This window comes from Ornithinimicrobium cerasi, from assembly GCF_003702705.1.
Taxonomy (GTDB): domain Bacteria; phylum Actinomycetota; class Actinomycetes; order Actinomycetales; family Dermatophilaceae; genus Ornithinicoccus; species Ornithinicoccus cerasi.
This window is the reverse complement of sequence record NZ_QZMN01000002.1, coordinates 40,253-53,028: the sequence shown is the minus strand read 5'-3', so window position 1 is coordinate 53,028 and position 12,776 is coordinate 40,253. Positions and strand designations below refer to the sequence as shown.

Below are 12,776 nucleotides of genomic sequence, written 5' to 3'. Positions count from 1 at the left end.
GTCAGGCGCTGATCGCCTGCTGGTCCCGGCTCGGGGAGCTGCTCCCGACGCTGATCTTTCGAGGCTTGGCCTGCTCGGCGACCGGGATCCGCAGCCTGAGCACCCCGGCGTCGTAGCTGGCCTCGATGTGCTCGGTGTCCAGGTTGTCGCCCAGCACCAGCTGGCGGCTGAACACCCCGCGCGGTCGCTCGGCGGCCAGCATCTCCCGGTCCTGATCGGACACCGGACGCTCGGCGCGGACCGTGACCACGTTGCGCTCGACGTCGAGGTCGATCGACTCGGCCGCGACCCCCGGGAGGTCGAACTCCACCAGGAACGTGTGGCCCTCCCGCCAGGCGTCCATCGGCATCACGGAGGGGCGGGCGAGGGTGCCGGGCGAGCCGTTCGCCCCACCGAACAGCTGCTGGGTGAACCGGTCCAGGTCGCGGAACGGGTCCGCTCGCATGAGTAGCGACACCATCGTGATCTCTCCTTCCTTGACAACGGTGTCAGGTGGCCCAGCCGCGAATCTGTGGCGGCTGGTATAGATTTCTTCTACCACTGACGCCGGTGTGGCGCAAGCCCCCGGCAGCGATCCCGAAGGGAAAGCATGAGCACCGACGAGGGGCCCGTCCGCGAGGAGCCGACCCACGAGGACGACCGGGGCGTCTACGGCATCTCACTGGCGGCGGAGCTCGCCGGTCTGGCGGTCCCCACGCTCCGTCTCTACGAGGCGCACGGGCTGCTCCGCCCGGACCGGACGCCCGGAGGGACGAGGCGCTACAGCCGCAACGACGTGGCCCGCCTCCGGGGCATCGGCCTGCTGGTGGGCGACGGGGTCAACCTCGCCGGTGTGGCGCGTGTCTTGGAGCTGGAGAGGCAGAACAGCGCCCTGCGCCGGCACTGCGAGGAGCACCACGTCGACCGCGGGACGGGCCTCCAGGAGAGCCTTCGGGACCGGGACCGGGACCGGGACCGGTCCACAGCCTCAGGCCTTCAGCCGGACCATCCCCTCCTGGCCGACCGTGGCCAGCAGGGTGCCGTCGGCGGTGAACATGTGACCCAGCCCGAGGCCGCGACCGGACTGCGCTGACGGGGACGACTGCGTGTAGAGCACCCACTCGTCCACCCGTGCCGGTCGGTGGAACCACATCGCGTGGTCCAGGCTCGCGGCGCGTAGCCGGGGGTCGCCCCAGCCGACCCCGTGGGTCCGCAGGACGGGCTCGAGCAGGACGTAGTCGGAGGCGTACGCCAGGATCGCCGCGTGCAGCAGGTCGTCGTCGGGCAGGTCCTTCTCCACCCTCATCCAGACCGACTGGGCGGCTGGCCCGGGCTCGGCGGGACCCAGCAGCAGCCGCTCGGTGTGACGCAGGTCGACGGCCCGGTAGCGGGCGAAGTGACGGGCCACCGGATGGTCGATCTGCTCCAGGATCTCGCGGTCGGAGCGGAGCTCCTCCGGGCCGGGGACGTCGGGCATGTCGAGGTGGTGCTCCAGACCACCGGACTCCTCCTGGAAGGAGGTGATGAGCGAGAGCAGGATCCGGCCCTCCTGGGTGGCGTGCACCCGGCGGGCCGAGAAGCTGCCCCCGTCGCGCATCCCCTCGACGACGAACTGGATCTCCTTGCTCGCGTCCCCCGGTCGCAGGAAGTAGCCGTGCAACGAGTGGATGTGCCTGCGGCCGCCACCGTCGTCGATCCCAGCGACCGTGCGGCCGGCCGCGACGACGCACTGCGCGAGCACCTGACCGCCGAACACCCGCCCGTGCGGTTGCGGCTGGCTCCGGCCGGTGAAGACCTCCCCGCCGTAGACCCCCAGGTCGCCGGTCGCCTCCGTCGGCGAGGCCACCTGGATGGTCGTCGACCCCTCGTAGGTGAGGTCGAGCACGTCGAGGAGGTCGTCGGCGGGGTCGGTCAGGGGCGCGTCGCTCACCCGGGGAAGCCTAGTGCCCGGGTATGGCGTGTCCGCCCACCTCGCCGTGCGGTCCGGCCCACCTCGCCAGCCGTCCGGCTCACCCCACCGGCCGGTCCGGGTCGGTCGGGACGAGGTCAGGCCCGGGTCAGCTGACGATGACGACGTCGAGGGTGCGGGGGCCGTGCACGCCCTCCACCCGGTCGAGCTCGATGTCGCTGGTCGCGCTCGGTCCGCTGATCCAGGTGAGCGCCCTCACGGGGTCGAGCATGGCCACCGCGTCCGGCACGTCGTGCACCACCTGGTCGGCACGGATCACGCAGACGTGCTGGTCGGGGACCAGCGTCAGCGCACGACGCCCCTGGTCGTCGGCGTGGTCGAGGACGATGGTCCCGGTGGTCGCGATGCCGACCCTGGACGCGGTGACGACCGCGTCGATCCCGTCGAGCTGGTCGGCCGTGAGGCCTTCGTCGCGGACTACCCGGATCCCGCTGTCCCGCAACGGCTCCACCCAGGTGGCGTCCACCCCGTCAGGCACCAGCAACACATGTGCGCGAGCTCTCACCAGTGCTGCCGCGACCGCCTGACCCACCTCGTCGGGTCGACAACGGGTCACCGAGGCACGGTAGTCCGCGACGTTCTCGGCGAACAGCTCCAGCGTCTGCTCGGGCCCGGGCGAGGCCACGCCGATCACCGGGACCTCGCCCCGGGCCCCGGGCTGCGTAATGATGTCGGCCGTGGCCGTCCGCAGCCTGGACAGGATCTCCTCGCGCGCGCTCACGACCCGGCCTCCTCGTCGTCGCCGTGCGTCCTCGCCCACCACTGACGGAAGGTCTCGCGCGGTGGGTTGGGCACATCGCGCGCCTGCGTCCACGCGCCCAGGCCGGGGATCGAGCGCAACGACCGGCCGCCGAGCAACCGACCGGCCAGGGTCGAGGCACGCTGGGCCGCCTCGAGCCGACGGTGGTCGCCGAACATCCAGGCGGTGGCCCGCATCGACGCCGCCTCCGGCGATCGGCCCGACGCCTCATCGACGACCTTGGTGCGGAGGTCGACCAGCAGGGCCGGGATGTCGATCCGCACCGGGCAGGCCTCGAAGCACGCGCCGCACAACGAGGACGCGTAGGGCAACGACTTGTCGATGGGGCTCGACGTGCCGCGCAGCTGGGGGTTGAGCACGGCGCCGATCGGGCCCGGGTAGACCGAGCCGTAGGCGTGCCCGCCGGTGCGCTCGTAGACGGGGCAGACGTTGAGGCAGGCCGAGCAGCGGATGCACCGCAGCGCCTGCCGCCCGAGCTCGTCCTCCAGCACCGCGCTGCGCCCGTTGTCGAGGAGCACGACGTGCACGTCCTGCGGCCCGTCCCCCTCGTGCACGCCGGTCCACATCGAGGTGTAGGGGTTCATCCGCTCCCCGGTGCTGGACCGCGGCAGCAGCTGCATCATGGTGCCGAGGTCGGCGAAGGTGGGCAGCACCTTCTCCACGCCGACGACGGAGATCAGGGTCTGGGGCAGGGTGAGGCACATGCGCCCGTTGCCCTCCGACTCCACCACGACGAGGGTCCCGGTGTCGGCGATGGCGAAGTTGGCCCCGGACACGGCGACCCGGGCCCGGAGGAACTTCTCCCGGAGGTGCAGCCGGGCCGCCTCCGCCAGCCGGGCCGGCTCGCTCGTGAGGTCCTCCGGCGCGGCGCGTCCCACGGTCCCCATCTCGCGCAGGAAGATCTCGCGGATCTCGGCACGGTTGCGGTGGATGGCCGGCACGAGGATGTGGCTGGGCCGGTCGTGGCCGAGCTGGACGATGAGCTCGGCGAGGTCGGTCTCCCACGCGGAGATCCCGGCCGCCTCCAGCGCCTCGTTGAGCTCGATCTCCTGGGTGGCCATGGACTTGACCTTGACAACCTCGTCGGAGCCGGTGGCGCGGACCAGGTCGACGACGATCCGGTTGGCCTCCTCGGCGTCCCGCGCCCAGTGCACCGTGGCCCCGCGCGCGGTGAGGTTCTCCTCGAGCTGCTCGAGGTAGTGCGGGAGGTGGTGGAGGGCCTCGTCCTTGGCGTCGGCGCCGGCGACCCGCAGCTCCTCCCAGCGCTCCACCTCACCGACGACGAGTGCCCGCTTGCCGCGGATCGTCGCGGTGGCGTGCGCCAGGTTGCGGCGCTGCTGCGTGTTGGCCAGGGCCGCGCGCGCCGCCTCGGGGAAGGGCGGCATGCCCAGGAAGGTGTGGCTCGTCGTCTGCAGCGTCATCGTGCGCCCTCCGTCGAGGCGAGCACCTCGGCGAGGTGCATGATCCGTACGCCGGCCCGCTGGCGGCGCAGCATCCCGCCGATGTGGGCGAGGCAGGAGTTGTCGCCGGCCACGAGCACCTCCGCACCGGTGTCGCGCACGTGCCGGGCCTTGTCGGCGCCCATGGCGATCGAGGTGTCGGCGTTCTTCACCGCGAAGGTCCCGCCGAAGCCGCAGCACTCGGTCGCGGCCGGCAGGTCGACGAGGTCGATGCCGCGGACCTCGCGCAGCAGCCGCAGCGGCTTGTCGCCGACGTGCAGCATGCGCAGCGAGTGGCAGGTCGGGTGGTAGGTGACCCGGTGCGGGAAGGACGCCCCCACGTCGGTCACCCCCAGGACGTCGACGAGGAACTCGGACAGCTCGTGGACCCGGGTCCCGACGTCCTCGGACGCGGTGGCCAGGCCCTCGTCACCCGCGCGTCGCGCCAGCCAGGGGTGCTGCTCGCGCACCGAGCCCACGCACGAGCCGGAGGGTGCCACGACGTGGTCGTACCCGCCCAGCACGTCGACGAAGCGACGGACGAGGGGGACCGCCTCGTCGGCATACCCGGTGTTGGTGAACATCTGGCCGCAGCAGGTCTGCTCGCGGGGGAACACGACACGGCAGCCGAGCCGCTCCAGGAGCGTGACCACGGCGCGCGGCGCATCGGGCCACATCGTGTCGTTGAAGCAGGTGGCGAACAGCGCCACCGTCGGTCCGGTGGTCATATCTCCCTCTCGCAGCCGCGGCCGACCCGCGGGTGCCCCCCACTGTAGGGCGTGGGGACAATGGGGCGCATGAACACGCTGCCGGACGTGCCCGACACCGCCACGGTCTACCCGATCACGGTGCGGTGGTCCGACATGGACGCCTACGCGCACGTCAACAACGTGCAGTACCTGCGCTACCTCGAGGAGGCGCGCGTCTACGCGTTCAAGGACTGGTTCGGCCAGGAGCGTGACCTCATCGACGAGGGGATGCTCGTGGTGTCCCAGGCGATCGACTACCTGCTGCCGCTCGAGTTCACCTACTCGCCGGCACGGGTCGCGGTGTGGTGCAGCGGCATCGGGGCTGCCAGCTTCGGGCTCGGGTATGCCGTGTGCGGGCCGGAGGAGGACGACACCGTCTACGCGCGGGCCCGGGTCACCCTGGTCGCCTACGACCTGGACGCACGGCGGCCCAGGAGGCTGGGGCCGAGCGAACAGGCTGCGCTGCAGCGCGTCTCGGGGCCCGCTCCGCACCTGCGCGGTGACCGCAGGGAGGGGCGCCCGTGAACGAGGGTCGGTCCCTGACGTTCGCGGACGGCGAGGGGGTCGCCGACCTGGCCACCTACGTCGCGCGGGCGCGCACGCTCGACGACGACGGCGCGATCCGTCTCCAGGCCGGCGGGGGAGTCCTCGCGGCCTGGGTGTGCGTGGTGCCCGGCCAGGGGATGATGCGGTCGGGGCTGGTCCTGGGCCTACGGACGATGGCGCTGGCGGGGGCGGACGAGCTCGACGTCACGGTCCCCCTGGCCGGACTGAGCGACCGCTTCGCCCGTCGGGCGGCGACCGGGGACGCCGGGACGACGCTGCCGGTCCCCCCGACCGAGGCCTCGCCGCAGTGGGCGGCCGTCACGCCCCCGCGCAGCGGCTGGGAGCACGTGGGCGAGGTGGCGACGAGCGCCCTGCTCGCCGCGGCCGAGGAGGGCATCGCCGAGGTGGCGCAGGGAGTCCCGCCGGGGTCCGGCGCGGCCGCCGTCGGCATGCTGCGCTCGCGGGTGTGGGCCCGTGAGGCAGGGGCCGGCGCGCCCGCGGGCGCGGGCCTCGCCGCACGTGCGCTGGGCTTCGCGCGCCCGGGGGACGGTCGGGTCGCGACCGTGCACCGCAGCGGTGTCTGGACCCGTGTCAGTCTCCCGGCGGGGCACGTGCTCTCCCGTTGACCCCGACGGCAGGGCGTGCGCGCAATAGGCAGAATTGCCTATCGCACCCGTCCGGCCGTCGTCCTATCGTGGGCATCGAGACCACGCGCCGGGGAGACCCGCTCCTCCGACGCACTCGGGGTGGTCCGGCAACGTGCGGAGGGGTCGGGATGGTCGACGTCATGACTGCAGCGGCGGGGCGGGCGGAGCCGGGGGTGCTCGCGCGGGTCGGCGGGGTGCCGGTGGTGCACCTCCTCGGTGGCCCGTACGTCGCGCAGGGTCCGGCGGTCCGGGAGGTCTCCGACTGCGCCGGCCGCGTGCTCGCCTACGTCTCCCTGCACGGGGGGCGCACGCCACGACGACGCGTCGCCGCGCTGCTGTGGCCGGACGTGCCGGAGGACCGCGCGGCCGGCAACCTCCGGTCGGTCCTGTGGCGGCTGCGGGCGGCCGGGGTGGAGGCGCTCACGGCTGACAAGGCCACCGTCCGCCTCTGCCCGGGTGTCGGCACCGACGTCGAGCACATCCACCGGCTGGCCGAGCGTCTGTCGGCCGGGCGGCCCGCGGCCGAGGACCTGACCGTGTCGTGGTGGCACCCGGAGGTCGTCGACCTCCTCCCGGGGTGGGACGAGGAGTGGATCGTCGTCGAGCGGGAGAGGCTGCGGCAGCACGCCCTGCACGCGCTGGAGATCCTCTCGGCCCGCCTCACCGCCGTGGGGCGGTTCGGGGAGGCCATCGAGGCCGCCCTCCTCGCCGTCGACGTGGAACCGCTGCGGGAGACGGCCCGGCGTCGGCTCGTCGAGGCCCACCTGGCCGAGGGCAACGTCGTCGAGGCCCGCCGTGAGGTGCTGACCTTCGGCTCGCTGCTGCGACGTGAGCTGGGCCTGGCCCCGTCACGGGGGCTGCTGCACCTGGTGCCGTCCGGCACGCGCTGACGGCACGGGCAGGCCCCGCACCGGACGCCTCGCGGCGCGGTGCGGGGCCGGGCCCCGGGGCCGAGCTACTCCTCCTCGGGCTCGTCCTCGCCGTCGGGGGCGCCGACGTCGTCCGGGCCGGGCGCCGTGGCACCGCCGTCGGAGCTGGAGGTGCCCCCCAGCGCCGGGTCGGGCGCGGGGGCCTCGGACGAGGAGCCTGCGGAGGCGGCGGTCCCGCCGCTGCCGAGGTCGTCCAGGCTCATCGGGCCCGGGGCGTCCGCGGTGGTGCCGGCGTCGTCGGCACCGGGCGCCTGGCCCACCTCCTGGGGGGCCGGGCTGTCCCCGCCCGACCCGCCGGCGGAGCCGGCGCCACCGCTCCCCGACGAGCCGGCGCGGCGGTCCGCCACCGTCACGGTGACCGTGATGTCGTTGTTCACAGCACTCGCCTCCCGGGGCTCACAGGTAGACCGCGGTGATGAGGTTCTGGGCGTCCGTGACGACGAACGCCTGCTTGTTCGTCGCACGGGCGGCGACCAGCATGAGGAAGACGTTCGTGACCCCGTCCGCCGCGTTGGGCCCGATCTTGCGGTACCCGGTGTTGTTCGTGGCCAGGCTGGCCCAGGCGTTCTGCCCGTGGTGGGAGCTGTAGGTCTGGTTGATGAGGGTCCACATGGTTCCTTCTCCTTCGATCAGTGCTGGTATGCCTGGTAGATGCTGCTGCCGTCCGCGAGGACCGTCACGTTCTGGTTCATCGCCCTCGCCCACACCAGCTGGGCGAAGACGTTGGTCACGCCGTCGGGGGCGTCGGGGTGGACCCGTCTCCAGCCCATGCCCGCGAGGTTCGCCCAGGCGTTGCGGCTGTGGTGGGTGGCGTACACCTGGGCCACGGCCTTGTTCGAGTGCCAGGTCAGGTACATGTGGTGCGCCGCGGAGATGTCCCCGGGGGACAGGCCGTTGCGCTGACCGATGGTGACCGCCTGCTTCGGCGTGATCGTGCGCTGGTTGTTCTTGGAGAAGGCGAAGCTTCCGTAGTGCATGATCGAGCCGTAGTCGTAGGCCCCGATGTCGTCGCCGTCGGAGATGTGCTGGTTGAAGTTGTGCTCCGTCCCCGCCTGGATGTTCTCCCAGTGGATCGTGACGAAGCTGTCCCGGTCCTCGCGGGACTGCTCGTGCCACAGGCCCCACGCGTGCCCGAACTCGTGCACGGCCGGGCCGAAGCTGCACCCGTCCGCGAGACTGAGGTCCTGCCGGCCGCCGCGCATGCCGACGTAGGACCAGCACCCGTCGCCGCGGATGACCCGGACGTAGTTGGGGTACTGGGACGCGTTCGCTGCCGTGCGGCGCACGAACCGGAGGTTGGTGTTCGCCTCCCAGTGCGCGATGGCCGCCGCCACTCGCGCCTCGCCGTTGGTGACGCCGCCGTCGATCTCGTACGGCATCAGGGCGTTGGGCCAGCGGTACTGCTGCCCGGTGATACCGACGCCGTGCGTCACCACGTCGCCGTCGTCGCTGGCCTGCTGGGCGAGCAGGGCGGCATCCTTGTCCATCTCCTCGACGGTGCCGAGGACGATGTCGCCCTCGAACACCGCCCGGTCGCCCACCACGGTGTACTGGAGAGCCTTGATCTCCCCGGTCGTCAGCTGGACGAAGCCCGTCCTGACGGTGTCGCCGCTGAGCAGACCGGTGTTGTCCAGCTCGAGCTGGTCCTGCGGGTCGTCGGTCACGATCCACCTCCCTTGTGAGTCCGTGGCCCGACGCTAGGAGCCTCTCGTCACGGCACCGTCACACGACCGTCACCGCCCTTGACGGCCGTCCGCGCAGCGTCGATGCTGGTCGACGACGACCGGAAGAGGGGCTCATGAGCGTGACGGCACGGCTGCTGGTCCCCCCCGGGACCGAGGTGGCGCCCGGGACGACCGTGACGGTGCGGCTGCTCGACGTGGGCCGGGCCGATGCCGCCGCGACCGTCCTCGACGAGCACGTCGTCGTGCTGCAGGGCGACGAGGACCGACCCGGGTCCGACGGGCTCGTCGTCGACCTGACCCTGCCCGCGGTCCTCGACCCGCACGCCACCTGGGCGATCTTCGCCCACGCCGACCTCGACGGGTCCGGTGACGTCAGCGCCGGCGACCTGCTCACGACCTCGCACGTGGAGGTCGGCCCGGCCCACGAGGACCGGTTGGTGGAGGTCCCGCTCACCCGTCTGGGCTGACCTCGGCCGCCTGCACGTCCGCGCCGGGCGGGGCGAGCCGGACGTCCTGCTCGGCGTCGACCGACAGCACGCCCGGCACGTCCCGCAGCTCCTCAGGGTGGTCCGCGGTGCCGGTGACGACGCCCAGAGCCTGCAGCACCGACTCCACGGTCATGCCCCGACGGGCGAGCTCGGCCGCCACGTCCAGCACGGCGTCCACGTGCCCGTCGTCGACGGTCACCGTCACCCGCCGGGAGGTCACGGGGAGGTCGCCAGCCCTGACCCCACGTCCAGCGACGGGGCCGCCAGGCGGAGGCTGTGCTCCACCAGCGTGGCCCACAGCTCGCGGCCGCGGAAGCCCGTCGCCTCCGCCCACAACGCCGCGACCCCCGCCACGTGCGGGGTCGCCATGCTGGTGCCGCTGATGGTGCGGTAGCGCGTCGGCATGGGCCAGGAGGAGTAGACCTGGTAGCCGGGCCCCGCGAGGTCGACCTGGCCGCCCCTGACCGTCGTCAGCGTCCTCGCCGAGAAGTACGCGACGTCCAGCTGCTGGGTCAGCGCCCCCACGGCCAGGACCGAGGGGCTGTTCGCCGGCGTGCCCACGAACCCGTAGTTGTGCTGGAGCCGCTGCGCGTTGTTGCCCGCGGCGGCGATGATCAGCACGCCCTTGTCCAGAGCCCGCCGACCGGCGGCGACGTAGGGCGGGTGGATCCGGGGCACGTCCGCACCGAGGGACATCGAGACGATCGCGCAGCCGGACCGGATGGCCCACTCGATGCCGGCCAGGATGCCGGCGTCGCTGCCGGAGCCCCCGTTGCTGAGCACCTTCCCCGCGAAGATGTCCGCGCGGTGCGCGACGCCATACCTGGGGCCGCCGGCCGGGGCGACCGGACCCAGGGCCGTGCCGATGCAGTGCGTGCCGTGACCGTGGCCGTCCTGCGCGGACTCCCCGGGCACGAAGGAGCGGACGGTGACCGAGCGGCCGGCGAAGTCCGGGTGTCCCGAGTCGAAGCCGGTGTCCAGGACGGCGACGGCCACCCCCTGGCCGGAGAAGTCGGACAGGTGCGCCTCGACGGCCTCCACCCCCCAGGTGTGGTCGGCGGTGTCCCGGAAGATGGGGACGCGCGGGGCCGCCGGCGCCGTGCCGGGCCCGGCGGCCGGACGGTCGGAGGGTGGCACGCCGAGCCGGTGCGCGAGGTCGGCGACCCCGTCCGCGTAGCCGCGGACGTAGTCGTCCGCCATCACGTGGTGGATGAGCTCCGGCGACACCGAGAGGATGGTGCCGTCGGTCGCGGCCGCCGTCTGCAGGGCCCCCAGCTGGTCGGGGTCGGCGGACACCACGGCGATGCCCAGCTCCTCGAACACGGTGTCCTCGGAGACCGTCTCGTCCCCGTCCCCCATCTCCGCGGAGGGCCTCACCCCGACCCCCGCGGCGTCGAGGAGGATCTGGGCCGGGGCGCCGGCGCCCTCCGCGAGCACCACGACGAACCGCCCGGTGGTCTGCGGCGGCGTCGTCAGGCTCGGGCCGTGCTCGGTCAGGACGATCTCCGGGGCCGGTCCAGACTCGATCATGGTGCTTCCCCTCTCGGTCGGGGCCGTCCGTCCGAGCGGACGGCGTGTCTACCAGCCCAGCAGCCCAGCGTCACCGCAGCGTCACGGCCTGCGCTGGCTGGTGTCCGGGTGCACGGCCGCGAAGAACGACCACGGCTCGGCCGTCGGGTCGCGCGGACGGTCGTGGAACTCCTGGACGAGGTCGGCGAGCCGGGACCGGAACTCCTCCATCTCCGCCGGCGGCAGCCGCAGGCCCAGCCGGACCAGGTCGCGCTGCTCCTCCGGCACCGCCTGGAGCTCGGTGAGAAAGGCCTCGACGAGGGAGCTGGCGCCGAGCGGGGAGCTGAGGTACCAGGACTTGCCGGTGGCCCGGTAGGGGATCTCCCGGGCACCGCGTCGCCCGCGGCGGGGCTCCTGCGCCTCGAGGAAACCCGTGTCGACGAGGGTGCGGACGTGGTGCAGGACGGTGGCGGGGTTGAGGCGCAGAGCCTCGGCGATCTCCCGGTTGCTCAGCGGCTCGTCCAGGGTGAGGCGCAGGATCCGCAGCCGCAGCCCGGACGCCAGCGCCCTCGCCTCGGCGTCGGTGGCCTCCCTTCGCAGGTGGTCCCGCACAGGTGGCGGAGTGCTGCCCGGGGGCGGGTCGGCAGGTTCCGCGGGGGTGACGGCGGACGACATACCTGCAGTGTGCCATGACAGTGATTGACAAAGCCCAATCACTTGTCGCACCATCGTCGGGTGAGCACCTCCCCGCCGGCCGCCACGCGGCCCAGCCTCCTCCGCCACCACGACTTCCGCCAGCTGTGGATGGGCGACACGGTCTCTGTCTTCGGGATGCAGTTCGTCGGGTTCGCGCTGCCTCTGATGGCCGTCCAGCTGCTGGGCGCCGGCGCCTTCGAGATGGGGCTGCTGGCGACCCTCGAGACGCTGGCGTTCCTGCTCATCAGCCTGCCCGCCGGGGCGTGGGTGGACCGCTGGCGCAAGAAGGTGGTCATCGTCCTCGGGGACCTGCTGCGGGCGGTCCTGCTGCTCACCCTGCCCGTCGCCTGGCTCCTCGACGCGCTGACGATGGAGCAGGTGTACGTCATCGCGTTCGCCGTCGGGTGCATCACCGTGTTCTTCGACGTCGCCAACCAGTCCTACCTGCCGGAGCTCGTCGTCGGCGACCAGATCAGCGAGGGCAACGGCAAGCTGCAGGCCAGCCAGCAGACCGCGATGGTCGCCGGGCCTGCCGCGGCCGCCGCTCTCGTGCGTGCCCTGGGCTCGCCCCTGACGATCGCGGTGACCGCCGTGTGCATGGCGCTGTCGGCATTGTTCGTCAGCCGGATCCGGCACCGCGAGGAGACCCCGGACCCGGCGCAGCGCCGCCCGCTGGCGACCGAGATCAGGGAGGGTATGGCGTTCGTGCTCGGCCACCGGCTGCTGCGCCGGATCGTCGCCTGCACCGGGTTGACCAACCTGGCCTCCTCGGCGGTGTTCGCCCTCTTCGTGCTCTACGCGATCCGCACGCTCGGGCTGTCCGAGACGACGCTGGGCCTGGTCATGTCGGTCAGCGCCGTGGGCGGGCTGCTCGGTGCGGTGTCCTCGGAGCGGTTCGCCCGGCTGGTGGGGGAGGGGCGCGCCATCCCGCTGTCCGCCGTCGTGAGCGGCGTCGCGATGCTGAGCACCCCGCTGGCCAGCGTCCTGCCCGCGGTGCCGACGCTGGTCGTCGGCGGCTTCCTCATCTCCTGGTCGGTGGTCGTCTACAACATCGCCCAGGTCAGCTTCCGGCAGCGGCTCTGCCCCAAGCCGCTGCTGGGCCGGATGAACGCCTCGATCCGGTTCCTCGTCTGGGGGCCGATGCCGGTCGGTGCCTTCCTGGGCGGGCTCAGCGGTCGCGAGCTGGGTGTCGTCCCCACGATGTGGGTCTTCGCCGGGCTCTCCCTGCTCGCGGCGCTCCCCGTGGTCCTGTCCCCCCTGCTCGGGATGCGCACCCTGCCCCGCGAGCTGGACGCCCTCGGCGCACCGGCCGAGGCTGAGCCCGAGCCGGACCAGGAGGACGCGCACCCGCGCCCCTGACCCCGCACGGTCGCCCTACCC

General features: G+C 72.9%; 17 protein-coding genes. 6 read left to right on the top strand and 11 right to left on the bottom strand.

Annotation, left to right across the window (positions count from 1 at the left end; genetic code table 11):
* Window position 1: 1 nt before the first annotated feature.
* A complete protein-coding gene (locus D4B81_RS02155) occupies window positions 2-460 on the bottom strand; it encodes an Hsp20/alpha crystallin family protein (protein WP_122260893.1) in 459 nt (152 codons plus the stop codon).
* 129 nt (window positions 461-589) lie between these two features.
* Here D4B81_RS02155 and D4B81_RS18655 point away from each other — a divergent pair, with 129 nt between their 5' ends.
* Window positions 590-1,072 carry a MerR family transcriptional regulator gene (locus D4B81_RS18655; RefSeq protein ID WP_237565758.1) on the top strand — a complete coding sequence of 161 codons (483 nt, stop codon included), beginning with the start codon at window positions 590-592 and terminating at the stop codon, window positions 1,070-1,072.
* Here D4B81_RS18655 and D4B81_RS02145 read toward each other — a convergent pair.
* The 4 genes from D4B81_RS02145 to D4B81_RS02130 all read right to left on the bottom strand — a co-directional run bounded on the left by D4B81_RS02145 (window position 968) and on the right by D4B81_RS02130 (window position 4,875).
* Window positions 968-1,909, bottom strand: coding sequence for an acyl-CoA thioesterase (locus D4B81_RS02145; RefSeq protein ID WP_122260892.1), 942 nt, complete (start codon window positions 1,907-1,909; stop codon window positions 968-970). The genes D4B81_RS18655 and D4B81_RS02145 overlap by 105 nt on opposite strands.
* 127 nt (window positions 1,910-2,036) lie before the next feature.
* A complete protein-coding gene (locus D4B81_RS02140) occupies window positions 2,037-2,669 on the bottom strand; it encodes a LutC/YkgG family protein (protein WP_122260891.1) in 633 nt (210 codons plus the stop codon).
* A complete protein-coding gene (locus tag D4B81_RS02135; protein ID WP_122260890.1) occupies window positions 2,666-4,129 on the bottom strand; it encodes a LutB/LldF family L-lactate oxidation iron-sulfur protein in 1,464 nt (487 codons plus the stop codon). The genes D4B81_RS02140 and D4B81_RS02135 overlap by 4 nt, the downstream gene beginning before the upstream one ends.
* Window positions 4,126-4,875, bottom strand: coding sequence for a (Fe-S)-binding protein (locus tag D4B81_RS02130; RefSeq protein WP_097186851.1), 750 nt, complete (start codon window positions 4,873-4,875; stop codon window positions 4,126-4,128). The genes D4B81_RS02135 and D4B81_RS02130 overlap by 4 nt, the downstream gene beginning before the upstream one ends.
* Before the next feature lie 69 nt (window positions 4,876-4,944).
* On the opposite strand from D4B81_RS02130, the gene D4B81_RS02125 reads away from it, so the two are divergent.
* From D4B81_RS02125 to D4B81_RS02115, 3 genes are all read left to right on the top strand, one after another.
* Window positions 4,945-5,421, top strand: coding sequence for an acyl-CoA thioesterase (locus tag D4B81_RS02125; RefSeq protein ID WP_122260889.1), 477 nt, complete (start codon window positions 4,945-4,947; stop codon window positions 5,419-5,421).
* Entirely contained in the window at window positions 5,418-6,068 is a 651-nt protein-coding gene (locus tag D4B81_RS02120) for a DUF8185 domain-containing protein (protein WP_122260888.1), read from the top strand. The genes D4B81_RS02125 and D4B81_RS02120 overlap by 4 nt, the downstream gene beginning before the upstream one ends.
* A 161-nt stretch (window positions 6,069-6,229) precedes the next feature.
* Window positions 6,230-6,979, top strand: coding sequence for an AfsR/SARP family transcriptional regulator (locus tag D4B81_RS02115; protein ID WP_161964961.1), 750 nt, complete (start codon window positions 6,230-6,232; stop codon window positions 6,977-6,979).
* 65 nt (window positions 6,980-7,044) lie between these two features.
* On the opposite strand, the gene D4B81_RS02110 is transcribed toward D4B81_RS02115, so the two are convergent.
* The 3 genes from D4B81_RS02110 to D4B81_RS02100 are packed head-to-tail and all read right to left on the bottom strand — an operon-like array spanning window position 7,045 to window position 8,682.
* Window positions 7,045-7,395: a hypothetical protein gene (locus D4B81_RS02110; protein WP_122260886.1), complete on the bottom strand. Its 351-nt coding sequence runs from the start codon at window positions 7,393-7,395 to the stop codon at window positions 7,045-7,047.
* 19 nt (window positions 7,396-7,414) lie between these two features.
* On the bottom strand, window positions 7,415-7,630 hold the full coding sequence (locus D4B81_RS02105) for a hypothetical protein (protein ID WP_097186846.1): 216 nt from the start codon (window positions 7,628-7,630) through the stop codon (window positions 7,415-7,417).
* 17 nt (window positions 7,631-7,647) lie between these two features.
* Window positions 7,648-8,682: a M12 family metallopeptidase gene (locus tag D4B81_RS02100; protein ID WP_237565757.1), complete on the bottom strand. Its 1,035-nt coding sequence runs from the start codon at window positions 8,680-8,682 to the stop codon at window positions 7,648-7,650.
* Window positions 8,683-8,816: 134 nt separating this feature from the next.
* Here D4B81_RS02100 and D4B81_RS02095 point away from each other — a divergent pair, with 134 nt between their 5' ends.
* Entirely contained in the window at window positions 8,817-9,170 is a 354-nt protein-coding gene (locus D4B81_RS02095) for a YbaY family lipoprotein (RefSeq protein ID WP_122260885.1), read from the top strand.
* On the opposite strand, the gene D4B81_RS02090 is transcribed toward D4B81_RS02095, so the two are convergent.
* From D4B81_RS02090 to D4B81_RS02080, 3 genes are all read right to left on the bottom strand, one after another.
* On the bottom strand, window positions 9,154-9,411 hold the full coding sequence (locus D4B81_RS02090; protein WP_122260884.1) for a ketohydroxyglutarate aldolase: 258 nt from the start codon (window positions 9,409-9,411) through the stop codon (window positions 9,154-9,156). The two genes, D4B81_RS02095 and D4B81_RS02090, sit on opposite strands and share 17 nt — an antisense overlap.
* The gene (locus D4B81_RS02085) at window positions 9,408-10,721 is read right to left on the bottom strand and encodes a S8 family serine peptidase (RefSeq protein ID WP_122260883.1); all 1,314 of its coding nucleotides are present in this window, start codon (window positions 10,719-10,721) and stop codon (window positions 9,408-9,410) included. The genes D4B81_RS02090 and D4B81_RS02085 overlap by 4 nt, the downstream gene beginning before the upstream one ends.
* 81 nt (window positions 10,722-10,802) lie before the next feature.
* Window positions 10,803-11,375, bottom strand: coding sequence for a winged helix-turn-helix domain-containing protein (locus tag D4B81_RS02080; RefSeq protein WP_122260882.1), 573 nt, complete (start codon window positions 11,373-11,375; stop codon window positions 10,803-10,805).
* 60 nt (window positions 11,376-11,435) lie between these two features.
* Between D4B81_RS02080 and D4B81_RS02075 the strand changes: the two genes are divergently transcribed.
* Window positions 11,436-12,755 (top strand): MFS transporter, encoded by a 1,320-nt coding sequence (locus tag D4B81_RS02075; protein WP_237565756.1) that lies wholly within the window; start codon window positions 11,436-11,438, stop codon window positions 12,753-12,755.
* Window positions 12,756-12,776 lie beyond the last annotated feature (21 nt).

What these genes read in the sequence shown, in the direction of transcription:
- D4B81_RS02105 (WP_097186846.1), bottom strand. Translation starts at nt 7,630, where the DNA reads ATGTGGACCCTCATCAACCAGACCTACAGCTCCCACCACGGGCAGAAC.
- D4B81_RS02085 (WP_122260883.1), bottom strand. Translation starts at nt 10,721, where the DNA reads ATGATCGAGTCTGGACCGGCCCCGGAGATCGTCCTGACCGAGCACGGC.
- D4B81_RS02095 (WP_122260885.1), top strand. Translation starts at nt 8,817, where the DNA reads ATGAGCGTGACGGCACGGCTGCTGGTCCCCCCCGGGACCGAGGTGGCG.
- D4B81_RS02155 (WP_122260893.1), bottom strand. Translation starts at nt 460, where the DNA reads ATGGTGTCGCTACTCATGCGAGCGGACCCGTTCCGCGACCTGGACCGG.
- D4B81_RS02080 (WP_122260882.1), bottom strand. Translation starts at nt 11,375, where the DNA reads ATGTCGTCCGCCGTCACCCCCGCGGAACCTGCCGACCCGCCCCCGGGC.
- D4B81_RS02130 (WP_097186851.1), bottom strand. Translation starts at nt 4,875, where the DNA reads ATGACCACCGGACCGACGGTGGCGCTGTTCGCCACCTGCTTCAACGAC.
- D4B81_RS02125 (WP_122260889.1), top strand. Translation starts at nt 4,945, where the DNA reads ATGAACACGCTGCCGGACGTGCCCGACACCGCCACGGTCTACCCGATC.
- D4B81_RS18655 (WP_237565758.1), top strand. Translation starts at nt 590, where the DNA reads ATGAGCACCGACGAGGGGCCCGTCCGCGAGGAGCCGACCCACGAGGAC.
- D4B81_RS02135 (WP_122260890.1), bottom strand. Translation starts at nt 4,129, where the DNA reads ATGACGCTGCAGACGACGAGCCACACCTTCCTGGGCATGCCGCCCTTC.
- D4B81_RS02115 (WP_161964961.1), top strand. Translation starts at nt 6,230, where the DNA reads ATGACTGCAGCGGCGGGGCGGGCGGAGCCGGGGGTGCTCGCGCGGGTC.